Source organism: Bacteroides sp. LFL-34, assembly GCF_027257075.1.
In the GTDB taxonomy this organism is placed as follows: domain Bacteria; phylum Bacteroidota; class Bacteroidia; order Bacteroidales; family Bacteroidaceae; genus Bacteroides; species Bacteroides ovatus.
This window is the reverse complement of the sequence record NZ_JAPQKZ010000029.1, coordinates 77,626-93,464: the sequence shown is the minus strand read 5'-3', so window position 1 is coordinate 93,464 and position 15,839 is coordinate 77,626. Positions and strand designations below refer to the sequence as shown.

The window sequence follows — 15,839 nt, the reverse complement described above, 5'->3', positions numbered from 1 at the left end:
ACAAAGGAAAAGTTGGGTACAAATAGCAAACACCTAAATATCAATAGATTATATTCATTATTTTATCTCATTCTTTCTCTTTTTCCACAACTGCCAGCTATTAATAATATTCTGCCACAACACATACGAACCGGGAGCCACAGAAGACAATGGATTCAAATAAGTATGTGCCATCCAAATAGCCAGAATCGTATTCTTTTGTCCCAACGCCTGCCCGCCACTGATACGGTCATTATAAATTGAGCCGATTGTCTTCCCCAAAAAGAACTGCAAACAGCAGGCAATCAGTGCTCCGACAGCAATCATGATTTCCGTAAAACCATCCGCTGGGTCATTGAGCAAGGAATACAACGTCTGCGCTGTTACGATAGCTAAAGATACAGCCCACAAATAAAAAGCAAGTTCATGATAGCCCAATAACTTCTGATGCACCTTTGGCAAACACTTACTCAACAACCAGGCAGCCAAAAAAGGACAAATCAACAACGGAAACACCTTACCTAAAATAACAAGAAACGCCTCCCAAAAAGTGACATCAGGATGCACCTCCACCAAAGGAAAAAGAATAGGCACAGCAATAGCCGCACCGATATTTGCTATCAATGTATAAGTAGTCAGACTGGCTGCACTCCCACCCAACTTGGAAGTAATCACCGCAGCAGCCGTAGCCGTAGGACAAATAATACAAACCATCACTCCCTCTGCTACTATTTTATCAAAGCGATAAAGCAACAAATAAGCAGCCAACGCTCCGCCAATCTGAATCAATAACAACCACAAATGGAGAGGTTTAGGCTTCAAATCACGAGGAGATACCTTACAGAAGGTCAATAGCAACATCGTAAAAATAAGATAGGGAGTCAGAAAAGAAAGGCTGATAAACAGCGGATAACCTATAGCACCTACCAGCATAGCAATAGGTAACGTCCAATTCTTCAAAAACTTAAGCATCGTCGTACATTTTAACTTCGAAGCACAAAGTAACGGAGATTTCAGGAAAAAAGCTACCATTAAACCGAAAAAAACACAAAACTTAATGGCAAATAATGAGTTTTCTACAAATTTCTACTACATTTGCACCGTATTATAGATATGAAACTGAATAGACCGTACATATTATACATATTCATTTGCCTCTGGCTACTTTTTCTACCCTCATGTACTAACCACTTATGGGGGAAGGATTTTGTAGTAGTTATCGACGCAGGACATGGCGGACATGATCCGGGCGCCATCGGCAAAATCTCGAAAGAGAAAAATATCAATCTGAACGTTGCCCTGAAAGTGGGAAATCTGATTAAAAGGAATTGCGACGACGTCAAAGTGATTTACACTCGTAGCAAAGATGTATTCATCCCTTTAGACCGACGCGCAGAAATTGCCAACAACGCGAAGGCTGATCTCTTTATTTCCATTCACACCAACGCACTGGCTAACAACCGTACCGCAAAAGGTGCTTCAACCTGGACACTGGGTTTGGCCAAATCAGACGCAAATCTGGAAGTCGCCAAGCGAGAGAACTCCGTAATCCTCTACGAAAGTGACTACAAAACAAGATATGCCGGTTTCAACCCGAACTCTGCCGAGTCATATATTATATTTGAATTCATGCAAGATAAATATATGGAGCAGAGTGTACACCTGGCTTCGCTGATGCAGAAACAATTTCGCCAAACTTGTAGAAGGGCAGACCGTGGAGTGCATCAAGCCGGATTCCTTGTCTTAAAAGCGAGTGCCATGCCGAGCATTCTGATAGAACTAGGATTTATCTCTACGCCCGAAGAGGAGCGCTATCTGAATTCCGAAGAAGGGGCCGGCACCATGGCAAAAGGCATCTACCGTGCTTTCTTAAATTATAAGAGAGAACATGAACTGCGCCTAACGGGAGTCAGCAAAACAATCGTCCCAACCGAACAGGAAGAAGACAACGCCCCGGCAATTGCCCAAAAGGATACCGAAAGCGTGAACACAGCTCCCCAACAGGAAAAGCTATTGGCCGAAGCAAAAACAGCACCGAAACGCCCAATTGTAGTAGAGAGTGCAACCAATGACAGTGAAATTACGTTTAAGATACAGATACTTACTTCTTCCAAACCTCTCGCCAAAAACGACAAACGGCTGAAAGGACTGAAAGAGGTAGATTATTATAAGGAAGGGGGAATATACAAATATACGTATGGAGCTTCCTCCGATTATAACAAGGTGTTGCGTACGAAGCGCACCATTACGGCACAATTCAAAGACGCCTTTATCATCGCTTTCCGGAACGGCGAGAAAATGAACGTCAATGAAGCGATTGCCGAATTCAAAAAAAGAAGAAATAAATAAAAAGATAAAATGAAGTACATTACAAAAGAAGTCAGAATAGGTATTGCAGGTATCGTTGCACTATGTGTGCTTATATACGGAATTAACTGGCTGAAAGGTATACACATGTTTCAACCTTCCAGCTATTTCTATGCCAAATTTGAAAACGTAAACGGACTCACCAAATCAAGCCCGGTATTTGCCGACGGTGTTCGTGTAGGTATCGTGCGTGACATCTATTATGATTATGCCAAACCCGGAAATGTAATTGTCGAAGTGGAACTGGACACGGAACTGCGGATTCCCAAAGGAAGTAGTGCCGAGCTTGTATCCGAACTTATGGGAGGCGTACGCATGAATATTCTTCTGGCAAACAACCCGCGCGAAAAATATGCCGTAGGAGATACGATCCCCGGCACACTGAACAACGGAATGATGGAAAGCGCGGCGAAACTGATCCCCAAGGTAGAAGAAATGCTTCCGAAACTGGATTCTATCCTCATCTCTCTGAACAATATATTAGGAGACAAGAGCATCCCTGCCACCCTGCACTCGATAGAGAAGACAACCGCCAACCTGGCAGTAGTCAGTTCGCAGGTAAAAGGGCTGATGAGTAATGACATACCTCAACTCACCAGTAAACTGAACACCATCGGAGACAACTTCGTTGTCATCAGCGGAAATTTGAAAGAAGTAGACTATGCAGCCACTTTCAAAAAAATAGACGAAACGCTGGCTAACGTAAAAATACTTACAGAAAAATTAAACAGCAAAGATAACACTATCGGACTGCTCTTCAACGACCCGACTTTATACAATAATCTGAATGCAACAACTGAAAATGCAGCCAGCTTATTAGAAGACCTGAAAGAGCATCCGAAACGGTACGTTCACTTCTCATTATTCGGCAAGAAAGACAAGTAGCAAATTATCGTTATATAGATTTTATCTAAATAACGAAGGGCTTTCAAAAGAAAGTAGATTGCTCTTCAAATGTCTATCTACAAACCGAAATAATATTCCCGTACAAACGTACAAAAGTGAGAAAAAAGGCTAAAATTATATATATAAGACATTAACATACAGATACTTACAAAACTGCAAGAGAGGGTAAACAGAGTGTGTCCGACAACAAACGCATAAGTCATTGAAAGTAAACACATTATTGTTAGCATGAAAAAAACAAGAAAAAAATAGATTTGTTTTTTCCGAATAAGATTCCCAATTTTGCAAACGTAGAAGTTTTGCTTAATTAATAAATGTATTAAAAGTTACTATGATTGAATCAAATCATGTCGTACTTTGGAACCGCTGTCTCGACGTTATTAAAGACAATGTTCCCGAGACGACATATAATACTTGGTTTGCCCCTATTGTTCCGTTGAAATATGAGGACAAAACGTTGATCTTACAGATCCCGAGCCAGTTTTTCTATGAAATACTGGAAGAGAGATTCGTAGATCTTATACGTAAGACATTATATAAGGTCATTGGCGAAGGAACCAAGTTGATGTACAATGTCATGGTGGACAAGACTTCGATTCCGAATCAAACCGTGAATCTCGAAGCAAGCAATCGTTCTACGGCTGTTACTCCCAAAAGCATAATCGGAGGAAACAAAGCTCCCAGCTTCCTACAGGCCCCTGCCGTTCAGGATTTGGACCCGCATTTGAATCCCAATTATAATTTTGAGAACTTCATTGAAGGATACAGCAATAAACTTTCAAGAAGTGTGGCGGAAGCCGTAGCGCAAAAACCGGGAGGGACTGCTTTCAACCCGTTATTCCTTTATGGAGCATCCGGAGTAGGAAAGACGCACCTGGCAAACGCAATAGGCACGAAAATCAAAGAAATTTATCCAGAGAAAAGAGTATTGTACGTTTCGGCACATTTGTTCCAGGTACAATATACGGATTCTGTACGCAATAACACGACCAACGACTTTATTAACTTTTACCAGACGATTGATGTATTAATCATTGATGATATTCAGGAGTTTGCCGGTGTCACCAAGACTCAAAACAACTTCTTCCATATCTTCAATCATTTACACCAGAACGGCAAACAGCTCATATTAACTTCAGACCGTGCTCCTGTATTGTTGCAAGGTATTGAAGAACGCCTCCTGACCCGTTTCAAATGGGGTATGGTAGCCGAGCTTGAAAAGCCGACAGTAGAACTTCGCAAAAACATTCTACGCAACAAGATACACCGCGACGGATTACAATTCCCGCCGGAAGTGATCGATTATATTGCCGAAAATGTGAATGAAAGTGTACGCGATCTGGAAGGTATCGTCATTGCTATCATGGCTCGTTCCACTATTTTCAACAAAGAAATAGATTTGGATTTGGCACAACACATTGTACATGGCGTGGTTCATAACGAAACGAAAGCGGTTACCATCGATGATATCCTCAAAGTGGTATGCAAACATTTTGATCTGGAACCGTCTGCCATACATACAAAATCCAGAAAAAGGGAAGTCGTTCAAGCACGACAGATTGCCATGTATCTAGCTAAAAACCACACAGACTTTTCAACTTCTAAGATAGGTAAGTTTATCGGTAACAAAGACCATGCAACGGTACTTCACGCCTGCAAAACCGTAAAAGGACAATTGGAGGTGGACAAAAGCTTTAGTGCAGAAGTACAGGAAATAGAATCGTTACTGAAAAAGAGAAACTGAAATTAAGTATTAAGTATTAAGTATTAAGTATTAAGTATTAAGTATTATCCATGCGGACAGGCTTTATTATGCGGTTTCGCACCAGGGTAATACTTAATACTTTATACTTAATACTTGAAAAATACTTAATACTTATTTCAAGAATCCTTGCTGGCGAAGTACTTTCAATAGATTTTCGGACATAAATTCGTTATCTTTCTTTGTGTAACGCACGTCCGTAAAGACTTGAGCCAATGTTTCTTTTTTATTTTCTTCGATAAACTGCTTGTTTTCCGGCAATGATTCTTTGTAGGCATAGAGTTTATCTATTTCTTCCGGTGTATAGTCGTGATATTTTTCATCGTGCACGGCAGCTTCCAAAGGCAAACGGTCTACTTGTGCGGGAATACCATCCGGATAGCCTACCGTTATTGTGGTGAGAGGGAATACCAGTTCGGGGAGTTGGAGGGTATCAATAATCATTTGAGGATTATAAGTGGTAGTTCCCAAATAACAAATGCCGAGTCCTGCTTCTTCCGCCAGCGTACAAAAAGTCTGTGCAACAAGCAAAGTATCCATAGACGCATTCATAAAAGACATTAAATTATCGTAGCCCGGCACTGCTTTCCGCTGTTCACACCATTTGCTGAAACGACGGAAATCAGCACAAAAAGTCAGTACGACTGGAGCATTTTTTACCATCGGCTGATTGAAATGAGCAGGCGAAAGTTTCTCCTTCATTTCCGCATCGCGAGTCACAATCACACTATAAAGTTGCATCCCACCCATCGTAGAAGCACGGAAAGAGGTTTCAAGCAAATCATTTAACAAACTCGGATTTATATCTTTAGGCAGATATTTCCGGATAGTTCTTCTGTTCTTTACGGTTTCAAACATATCTTTTTTTTGCAAAGATATAAAAAGAAAAAAATAATCCACCACACTAGTGGAATAGAATAGTTTTCTTTTTGGAGAACTTTAACCTTTGAACAAAATCCAATTCTAACTCTTTATCAAATACTTAGCATAAACAAATGGAAAACTTGCAATCTGTTAATAAATTAATTCATTTTTATTTTGATAGATGAAAAAACATTCTTAGCTTTGCGCCTACATTTGTTAACGATAAGTAAACTTCTACATATTACTTATTAAAAACGAGATTTAACACAAATTGAATCGTGGAAAAACAGATTTATTCTTACGACGAAGCCTATGAAGAATCTTTACGATATTTTCAAGGCGACGAGCTTGCTGCAAGGGTTTGGGTAAACAAATACGCAGTAAAGGATTCTTTCGGTAATATCTATGAAAAATCCCCGGAAGACATGCATTGGAGAATTGCAAATGAAGTGGCACGCGTAGAATCGAAGTATCCGAATGCGTTAACAGCAAAAGAACTGTATGATTTACTGGATCACTTCAAGTACATCGTCCCCCAAGGTAGCCCGATGACAGGAATCGGTAACGACTACCAGGTTGCTTCACTATCCAACTGCTTCGTTATCGGAGTGGACGGTGCAGCCGACTCTTATGGCGCTATTATCAAAATCGACGAAGAACAGGTACAACTAATGAAAAGACGCGGTGGTGTAGGTCACGACTTATCACACATCCGTCCGAAAGGTTCTCCCGTTAAAAACTCGGCGTTGACTTCTACCGGTCTTGTTCCGTTCATGGAACGATATTCGAATTCCACTCGTGAAGTAGCTCAAGACGGACGTCGCGGTGCATTGATGTTGAGCGTGTCTATCAAGCATCCGGATTCGGAAGCATTCATTGATGCCAAGATGACCGAAGGTAAAGTGACCGGAGCAAACGTTTCTGTCAAGTTGGACGACGCTTTCATGCAGGCTGCCGTAGACGAAAAGCCGTATGTACAGCAATATCCTATCGACTCTGCCCAACCTACATTCACCAAGGAAATCGACGCTTCTACCTTGTGGAAGAAAATCGTTCACAATGCATGGAAATCGGCAGAACCGGGCGTTTTGTTCTGGGATACGATTATCCGTGAATCTGTGCCTGATTGCTATGCAGACCTGGGTTACAGAACGGTATCTACCAACCCATGCGGAGAAATTCCTCTATGTCCTTACGATTCTTGCCGCTTATTGGCTATCAATCTATATTCTTATGTGGTAAATCCGTTCAAACCGGATGCTTATTTTGATTTCGACCTGTTCCAAAAACACGTGGCTCTCGCTCAACGGATCATGGACGATATTATCGACCTCGAACTAGAGAAGATCGAACGTATCATGACCAAGATTGACGAAGATCCGGAAAACGAAGAAGTGAAACATGCGGAACGTGCACTTTGGGAGAAAATCTACAAGAAGAGCGGACAAGGTCGTCGTACTGGCGTAGGTATCACTGCAGAAGGTGATATGCTTGCTGCATTAGGATTGCGCTACGGAACGGAAGAAGCAACGGAATTCTCTGAAAAAGTACACAAGACAGTAGCTCTCGGTGCCTATCGTTCTTCAGTAGAAATGGCCAAAGAACGCGGTGCCTTCGAAATATACAATAGCGAACGTGAACAGAACAATCCGTTCATCCAACGCCTGGCAGCAGCTGACCCGAAACTGTATGAGGACATGAAGAAATACGGTCGCCGCAACATTGCCTGTCTGACGATTGCTCCAACCGGAACGACCAGTTTGATGACGCAGACCACTTCGGGTATCGAGCCTGTATTCCTGCCTGTTTACAAACGTAGAAGAAAGGTAAACCCGAACGATACGAATGTGCATGTAGACTTTGTAGACGAAACAGGGGACGCATTTGAAGAATACATCGTATTCCATCATAAATTTGTTACCTGGATGGAAGCTAACGGATACGATCCGGTCAGACGTTACACCCAAGAAGAGATTGACGAACTGGTTGCCAAATCTCCTTATTACAAAGCGACTTCTAACGATGTCGACTGGTTGATGAAGGTGAAAATGCAGGGAAGAATCCAGAAATGGGTAGACCACTCTATCAGCGTAACCATCAATCTGCCGAACGATGTGGACGAGGATTTAGTAAACCGCCTGTATGTAGAGGCATGGAAATCCGGCTGTAAAGGTTGTACCGTATATCGTGACGGTTCACGCTCCGGAGTGCTGATCTCTACGAAATCGGATAAAGACAAGAAAGAAGGACTTCCTCCTTGCAAACCGCCTACGGTTGTAGAGGTACGTCCGAGAATATTGGAAGCAGACGTTGTCCGTTTCCAGAACAACAAGGAAAAATGGGTAGCTTTTGTCGGATTATTGGACGGACACCCTTATGAAATATTCACTGGTTTGCAAGATGACGACGAAGGTATCTTGCTGCCTAAGAGCGTGACTTGCGGACGTATCATCAAAAATGTGGATGAAGACGGTACCAAACGTTACGACTTCCAATTCGAGAACAAACGCGGATATAAGACGACCATTGAAGGATTGTCAGAGAAGTTCAACAAGGAATACTGGAACTATGCAAAATTGATTTCCGGCGTGCTTCGCTACCGGATGCCGATTGAACAGGTTATCAAACTGGTTGGCTCTCTGCAATTGAACAGTGAAAGTATCAACACTTGGAAAAACGGTGTAGAACGTGCATTGAAGAAGTATATTCAGGATGGAACGGAAGCCAAAGGTAAGAAGTGCCCGAACTGTGGCAACGAGACATTGGTTTATCAGGAAGGCTGTCTGATTTGTACTACTTGCGGCGCTTCCAGATGTGGATAATAGTCCTACGTATGTTAATTAATATATAAACAAAAGATTAAAAGGAGTCCGGTGCGGCTCCTTTTATTTTTTATTCAAAAAAATGTCTTATACTTGCAGTGTCTTACATATACAATCAAAATCTAATATATATGATTCTATCATTTAATATTGAATACCGCACCAATTGGGGAGAAGAAGTAAGGATTTCCGGCTTATTTCCGGAATCAATTCCTTTACACACCACCGATGGGATCTATTGGACGGCAGAACTTGAGCTTGAAGTCCCTCAAGAAGGGATGACTATCAATTATAGCTATCAGATAGAGCAAAACGGAATAGTTATCCGCAAGGAATGGGACAGTTTTTCGAGATCTATTTTCTTATCAGGCAGCTCCAGGAAGATATACAGAATCAATGATTGCTGGAAAAATATCCCGGAACAACTGTATCTTTATAGTTCTGCTTTTACAGAAGCCTTACTGGCACATCCTGAAAAAGAGAATATCCCGCAAAGATATAAGAAGGGACTGGTTATCAAGGCCTACGCCCCACGTATCAACAAAGATTATTGCCTGGCAATTTGTGGCAACCAGAAATCATTAGGTCACTGGGACCCGGAGAAAGCGGTGCTGATGAGTGATACCAATTTCCCGGAATGGCAGATAGAACTGGACGCCAGCAAACTAAAATATCCGCTGGAATATAAATTCATCCTCTACAACAAACAGGAAAAGAAAGCAGACTGCTGGGAGAAAAACCCTAACCGCTATCTGGCAGACCCGGAACTGAAGACCAACGAAACGCTCGTGATTTCCGACCGATATGTTTATTTCGACATTCCCGCATGGAAAGGGGCAGGAATCGCTATACCCGTATTTTCTTTAAAATCAGAGAAAAGTTTCGGAGTAGGTGATTTCGGCGACTTGAAACGTATGGTAGACTGGGCAGTAAATACTCGCCAGAAAGTTATTCAGATTTTACCGGTCAACGACACCACCATGACTCATGCATGGACGGACTCTTATCCTTATAACAGCATTTCTATTTATGCTTTCCATCCGATGTATGCGGATATCAGGCAAATGGGAACTCTGAAAGATAAAGAAGCGGTATCAAAATTCAGCAAGAAGCAAAAGGAACTGAACAGCCTCCCTGCTATTGACTACGAAGCGGTCAACCAAACTAAATGGGAGTTTTTCAACTTACTGTTCCGACAGGAAGGAGAAAAGGTATTGGCTTCCAAAGGTTTCAAAGATTTCTTTGAAACGAACAAGGAATGGCTGCAACCTTATGCAGTCTTTAGTTATCTGCGCGACGCCTACAAAACACCCAATTTCCGCCAATGGCCGAGACACTCTGTTTACCAAGCGAAAGATATAGAAAAAATGTGCCAACCGGGAACAGCAGATTATCCTCACATCTCGTTGTATTATTATATCCAGTATCATTTGCATCTGCAATTGTTGTCTGCAACCGAATATGCCCGCCAACACGGTGTCGTATTAAAGGGGGATATTCCGATTGGTATCAGCCGCAACAGCGTGGAAGCCTGGACAGAACCCCATTACTTCAATCTCGACGGACAAGCGGGTGCTCCGCCCGATGATTTCTCGATCAACGGGCAAAACTGGGGATTCCCCACATACAACTGGAATGTCATGGAAAAAGACGGATACCGCTGGTGGATGAAGCGTTTTCAGAAAATGGCGGAATACTTTGATGCTTACCGGATCGATCATATCCTCGGTTTCTTCCGTATTTGGGAAATACCGATGCACGCTGTACACGGATTGTTAGGTCAGTTTGATCCTTCTTTACCGATGAGCCGGGAAGAAATCGAAAGTTATGGTCTAACGTTCCGGGATGAATATCTGCTACCATTCATCCATGAATCTTTCCTCGGACAGTTGTTCGGACCGCATACCCATTTAGTCAAACAAGATTTCCTTGAATCGGTTGATAACTCCGGACTTTATCGGATGAAACCGGGATTCGAAACACAACGGGAGGTAGAGCAATTCTTCGCCGGTAGAAATGATGAAGATAGTGTGTGGATTCGGGAAGGGCTTTATTCATTAATCAGCAACGTCTTATTTGTTGCGGATAAGAAAGAGGAAGGTAAATACCACCCGCGCATCGGTGTGCAACGGGATTTCGTATTCCGGTCGCTGAACGAAGAAGAGAAAAATGCGTTTAACAGACTATACGACCAGTATTATTATCACCGGCACAACGAGTTCTGGTATCAACAGGCTATGAAGAAGTTACCTCAACTGACACAATCAACCCGCATGTTGGTTTGTGGAGAAGATTTGGGGATGATTCCTGCTTGTGTGTCGTCGGTGATGAATGATCTCCGGATTCTTAGTCTGGAAATTCAGCGGATGCCTAAGAATCCGATGCATGAATTCGGGCATTTAAATGAATATCCGTACCGGTCTGTTTGCACAATCTCCACTCACGATATGTCTACGTTGCGTGGCTGGTGGGAAGAAGATTATCAACAGACCCAACGTTACTATAATGCAACGTTAGGACATTATGGAGTTGCACCGACAATTGCCACCCCGGAGTTGTGCGAGGAAATCGTACGCAACCATCTCAACAGTAATTCCATTCTCTGTATCTTGTCTTTCCAGGATTGGTTATCGATAGACGGGAAATGGAGAAATCCGAATGTGGCGGAAGAGCGAATTAATGTTCCATCCAATCCACGAAACTACTGGAGATACCGGATGCATCTCACTCTGGAACAGTTGATGAAAGCAAAAACACTCAATGATAAGATTAGCGAATTGATTAAATACACAGGAAGAGATCCGAATAAATAGAATAAAAGGTACAAGTAACTTTCAAAAAGGATATTTTCCGGACACTACCGACGCGGATAACACTAGATTAAGAACGCTAAAAATCTATGTGATCCGCGTCATTCGTTTTTCAAGGATATATTGATAACAGAGGTAAAATAAGGAGTTTCAAAACATAGTCAACCATTTTTTTCGCAATAATATCATTACTATATATCATACTTTTTCGCTTTTCGCATCATTCGTTTATTTTTTCAATGTTCCTCTTTTTATTCCGATTTATAAAGTATCTTTGCGCCGAAAAAGAGAAATTAAAAGAGATAATGGAAGGCAACCAGAGCAGACGTATTGATTTTGTGGACTTAACCAAAGGAGTCTGCATTATCCTTGTGGTAATGGCACACGTTGGAGGGGCCTTCGAACAACTGGATACGAATTCGATGTTATCCTGTTTCCGCATGCCGCTTTACTTCTTTATCTCGGGAGTGTTTTTCAAATCATACGAAGGCCTGTTCGGATTCATCCTACGAAAAATAAACAAATTGATTATTCCTTTTCTTTTCTTCTATCTAAGTGCATTTCTAATGAAATACATTGTTTGGAAGATTGCTCCGGGGGTGTTTCAACTGCCTGTGTCGTGGGATGAACTCTTGGTTGTATTTCATGGACACGACCTTATCAAGTTCAATCCACCGATCTGGTTTCTACTCGCATTATTCAATTGTAATATCCTATTTTATCTAATTCACTTTCTGCGTGAAAAGCATCTGCCTGTCATGTTCGCTGTGACAATTCTGATTGGTTGTGCAGGATTTTATCTCGGAAAATTACAGATAGAGTTACCCCTGTATATAGATGTTTCCATGACTGCCCTCCCCTTCTATGTGGCCGGTTTCTGGATCCGACGGTATAATTTCTTTCTATATCCCAGCCATCGTTTCGACAAACTGATACCGGTTTTTGTTGTATTGGCACTGGTGGTAATGTACTTTACCGCTACTACATTGGGGATGCGTACCAACAATTATACGGGAAATATTTTTCAAGTATATATCGCTGCGTTTGCAGGAATATTTATGATTATGTTACTTTGCAAAAAAGTGAAGAAGATAAAGGTTGTTTCTTACTTGGGACGATATTCAATTATCACCTTAAGTATCCATGGACCGATACTTCATTTTTTAGGTCCATTAGTCAGCCGTTATATTCACAATAGTTGGGCACAGGCAAGCGCACTTTTGCTTATAACATTAAGCATCTGCCTTCTGCTCACACCCGTCTTTCTTAAAGTGATTCCACAAATGGTTGCACAGAAAGACCTGTTAAAAGTCAAACAAGATCACACTAAAAAGACAGTATATGAAGATAAACAGTAGCTATATCCTTTTGAAAGAAATTCGTTGTTACGCCTATCATGGAGTTGCACCGCAAGAAAATCTGATTGGGAATGAATATCTCATTGACCTGAAACTGAAAGTAGATATCAGCAAAGCTGCCCGGACAGATGAAGTTACCGACACCGTCAACTATGCTGAAGTACATCAGGTGATAGAAAATGAAATGGCTGTTCCCTCAAAATTGCTGGAACACGTTAGCGGACGGATTATACAAAAACTCTTTGACCAATTCCCCTGTATTGAAGAAATCGAACTCCGGCTTTCCAAACGAAACCCACCGATGGGAGCAGATATAGAGTCTGCAGGAATTGAGCTACACTGCAGCAGGAAATAAGATAATCACAACTGGAAATGAAACATAAATGACGAAATGCAGATAATACGATATTAATAAAGTAATCCGTATCATCTGCATTCCTTTTTAAGCAAGATCTGCTTCTATTTTCACAGCCGTAAACTACCGGCTTATTTTCTCTTCTTTTTTCTTCTATTTACCGATTCTACAGCCTCCGTCACCACAGGTTTATCCTGGAAACGTTTCGTATAACTGGAATAGTCCGGATGAATACGTTCGTAATCAGGATCCATAAATAACGGACTGGAAATAATATGATCTGCCGTAGAACGGTTACAACAGAAAACTATATTTTCTACACCGGCCAAACGGGTTAATGCTTTCACATCCGTATCATGCGGTTGCAGTGTCATGGGATCCGTGAAGAAAAAGAGATAATCAATCTGCCCATCCACAATACGTGACCCCATCTGTTGGTCACCACCTAACGGACCTGATTTTAAAATCGTAAAATCCCACTCTTCATCAGGATGTTTCTCCTTCAATGCTTCCAATATCAAAGTACCTGTAGTACCCGTACAGTAGAATTTATTACCCATCAACAGTTCCGAGTTCCATAGCACCCATTCGATGAGGTCTTTTTTCATTGCATCGTGTGCTACCAGCCCGATGCCTCTTCTAACCTTTGATTCCATTTGCTATCCTTTTAAAATCCGACAATTGAGAGAACCGTTTGCATCCTCTCGCATAAAACTGCCACAAGATACTACTTTTTGTCCGTTCAGGTATCGGATTCAAAGTTTTTTTTCTCATATTCTCTTCACGGGATAAAGAAAATGACGGACATAGTTGTTTATACTCTTTCCGCGCACGTATCACAGCACGAGCATTGTCCCAGTGCCCTTGCAACAAGAAATTAAACGCTGCCACATAATCGAGACAGGCCCGGATACGCATCACTTTATTTAACTCCTTCTGTGGAAGATTCTTATAGAGCATGACAAGATTATTACGGAAATTAAGAAAAGTCTTACGAGGATTCTCTTTTTTAAGAGTAGCTCCTCCTACATGATAGACAATACTTTGAGGTACACAGACAATCTCACGATTCCGCGAACGAAGTCGCCAGCACAAATCTATTTCTTCCATGTGAGCAAAAAAACGTCCATCCAATCCTCCTACATTCACATAATCAGTGTGCCGGATAAACAACGCTGCCCCCGTTGCCCAAAAAACAGGAATCACCGTATCATATTGGCCTTCATCCTTCTCCACAACTCCCATTATACGCCCCCTGCAGAAAGGATAACCATATTTATCAATAAAGCCACCAGCCGCTCCGGCATATTCAAAATATTCTTTTTGTCGTTGACTTCGTATCTTCGGCTGACAAGCAGCCACCTCCGGATGAGCATCCAAATAAGCAATCATTGGTTCCAGCCAATGCTCCGTCACCTCGACATCTGAATTCAAAAGAACTACATATTCTGCGTCGACCTGCTGCAATGCCCAATTATATCCATCGGCAAAGCCATAATTTTGGTCGAGCACAATCGTTCTGACAGAAGGAAATTCCTGTTGAAGCAAACTCACAGAAGTGTCCGTAGAGCCATTATCAGCTACACAGACCTCAACCCCCTCCCCCTCTGAATAGCGGACGACGGACGGAAGAAAAGTACGAAGCATATCGCACCCGTTCCAATTCAAGATTACAACTGAAACCTTCATCATTATTCTTTCTTCTTATTCAATTCCTTCTGTTCCAGCTGATCAGCCTCTTCTTTGGTTAATTTCCAGCGTTTATGAGACCATAACCAGTATGCCGGTTCCCTGCGAATCGTTTGCTCCAACCTATGGGCAAACATTTCCGTGATTTCTCCTTCTCTTGTTTCTTTCGGTGTTTCCGTCATTAACTTGAACTCCGCTTCACAATACCCTCTACGCTTCTTACTAAGCTCACAATAAAAAACAGGAAAGTTCATCATTTTAGCAATACGCTCCGCACCATCCAGGAAAGCCGTCTCCTGCCCCAAAAAAGTAGTCCAGTATTTATCATACCCACTGGGCCATTGATCGGTAATCAGCCCAACTACCATCTTTTTCCCATCACGTTTCAACTTAATAATTTCACGTGCTGTAGAATGTTTCGGGATATTATATCCCCCGAAACGAGAACGAATACGTTTAAATAATTCGTCCAGATATTTATCTCTCAATGGTTTATAAACTTGCACAGGGACATCTTCCGGTTTCATGATTGATCCCATACCTATTAACCACTCATAATTGGCGTAATGAGGAATCATTACTATAATACCTCCATACTTTTCAGTTAGTTCCAGATATTGCTCCGTATTCTTATAAGTCATTCTTGCACAAAGCTCTTCGGCAGACATATGCAACAATTTCAAATCCTCAAGCATATAATCCGACAGATAACGATAAAATTTACGCTCTATCTGCAATCTCTCCGCATCTGTTTTTTCCGGGAACGATCTAAGCAAGTTTCCCCGAACCACTCTCCGGCGATATTTCCCAATACGATACATCAACAGACAATTAAGATCCGAGAGCATATACAAAACCCGGAACGGAAGTGCCGAAAACAACCACATTCCACTATATACCAGCCAATAGATAAGTTTGGATCTCATA

12 protein-coding genes are annotated in these 15,839 nt (G+C 41.8%); 7 read left to right on the top strand and 5 right to left on the bottom strand.

Annotated elements, in window-relative coordinates; translation table 11 throughout:
• Positions 1–57: 57 nt before the first annotated feature.
• Complete coding sequence (locus tag N5O98_RS17230; protein WP_118161216.1) at positions 58–1,011, bottom strand: bile acid:sodium symporter family protein; 954 nt, start codon at positions 1,009–1,011, stop codon at positions 58–60.
• Between the two features lie 81 nt (positions 1,012–1,092).
• On the opposite strand from N5O98_RS17230, the gene N5O98_RS17225 reads away from it, so the two are divergent.
• The 3 genes from N5O98_RS17225 to dnaA all read left to right on the top strand — a co-directional run bounded on the left by N5O98_RS17225 (position 1,093) and on the right by dnaA (position 4,996).
• On the top strand, positions 1,093–2,328 hold the full coding sequence (locus N5O98_RS17225; protein ID WP_118161230.1) for an N-acetylmuramoyl-L-alanine amidase family protein: 1,236 nt from the start codon (positions 1,093–1,095) through the stop codon (positions 2,326–2,328).
• A gap of 9 nt (positions 2,329–2,337) precedes the next feature.
• Complete coding sequence (locus N5O98_RS17220) at positions 2,338–3,231, top strand: MlaD family protein (RefSeq protein WP_004299349.1); 894 nt, start codon at positions 2,338–2,340, stop codon at positions 3,229–3,231.
• 352 nt (positions 3,232–3,583) lie between these two features.
• The gene (gene dnaA, locus N5O98_RS17215; protein ID WP_004299347.1) at positions 3,584–4,996 is read left to right on the top strand and encodes a chromosomal replication initiator protein DnaA; all 1,413 of its coding nucleotides are present in this window, start codon (positions 3,584–3,586) and stop codon (positions 4,994–4,996) included.
• A 132-nt stretch (positions 4,997–5,128) separates the two neighbouring features.
• On the opposite strand, the gene N5O98_RS17210 is transcribed toward dnaA, so the two are convergent.
• Entirely contained in the window at positions 5,129–5,872 is a 744-nt protein-coding gene (locus tag N5O98_RS17210) for an NADPH-dependent oxidoreductase (protein WP_008024992.1), read from the bottom strand.
• A gap of 284 nt (positions 5,873–6,156) precedes the next feature.
• On the opposite strand from N5O98_RS17210, the gene N5O98_RS17205 reads away from it, so the two are divergent.
• From N5O98_RS17205 to folB, 4 genes are all read left to right on the top strand, one after another.
• Positions 6,157–8,700 carry an adenosylcobalamin-dependent ribonucleoside-diphosphate reductase gene (locus tag N5O98_RS17205; protein WP_049702055.1) on the top strand — a complete coding sequence of 848 codons (2,544 nt, stop codon included), beginning with the start codon at positions 6,157–6,159 and terminating at the stop codon, positions 8,698–8,700.
• Between the two features lie 131 nt (positions 8,701–8,831).
• Complete coding sequence (locus N5O98_RS17200; protein WP_118161217.1) at positions 8,832–11,513, top strand: 4-alpha-glucanotransferase; 2,682 nt, start codon at positions 8,832–8,834, stop codon at positions 11,511–11,513.
• 302 nt (positions 11,514–11,815) lie between these two features.
• Positions 11,816–12,868: an acyltransferase family protein gene (locus N5O98_RS17195; RefSeq protein ID WP_117811457.1), complete on the top strand. Its 1,053-nt coding sequence runs from the start codon at positions 11,816–11,818 to the stop codon at positions 12,866–12,868.
• Positions 12,852–13,223: a dihydroneopterin aldolase gene (gene folB / locus N5O98_RS17190; RefSeq protein ID WP_004299342.1), complete on the top strand. Its 372-nt coding sequence runs from the start codon at positions 12,852–12,854 to the stop codon at positions 13,221–13,223. The genes N5O98_RS17195 and folB overlap by 17 nt, the downstream gene beginning before the upstream one ends.
• A 131-nt stretch (positions 13,224–13,354) precedes the next feature.
• Here the strand turns inward: folB and N5O98_RS17185 are convergent, their stop codons facing one another.
• From N5O98_RS17185 to N5O98_RS17175, 3 genes are read right to left on the bottom strand one after another with little or no spacing between them, the layout of a single operon-like run.
• On the bottom strand, positions 13,355–13,879 hold the full coding sequence (locus N5O98_RS17185) for a methylglyoxal synthase (protein ID WP_004306620.1): 525 nt from the start codon (positions 13,877–13,879) through the stop codon (positions 13,355–13,357).
• Positions 13,863–14,912: a glycosyltransferase family 2 protein gene (locus tag N5O98_RS17180; RefSeq protein WP_085929311.1), complete on the bottom strand. Its 1,050-nt coding sequence runs from the start codon at positions 14,910–14,912 to the stop codon at positions 13,863–13,865. The genes N5O98_RS17185 and N5O98_RS17180 overlap by 17 nt, the downstream gene beginning before the upstream one ends.
• A 2-nt stretch (positions 14,913–14,914) precedes the next feature.
• Positions 14,915–15,838 carry a lysophospholipid acyltransferase family protein gene (locus N5O98_RS17175; protein ID WP_115484713.1) on the bottom strand — a complete coding sequence of 308 codons (924 nt, stop codon included), beginning with the start codon at positions 15,836–15,838 and terminating at the stop codon, positions 14,915–14,917.
• Position 15,839 lies beyond the last annotated feature (1 nt).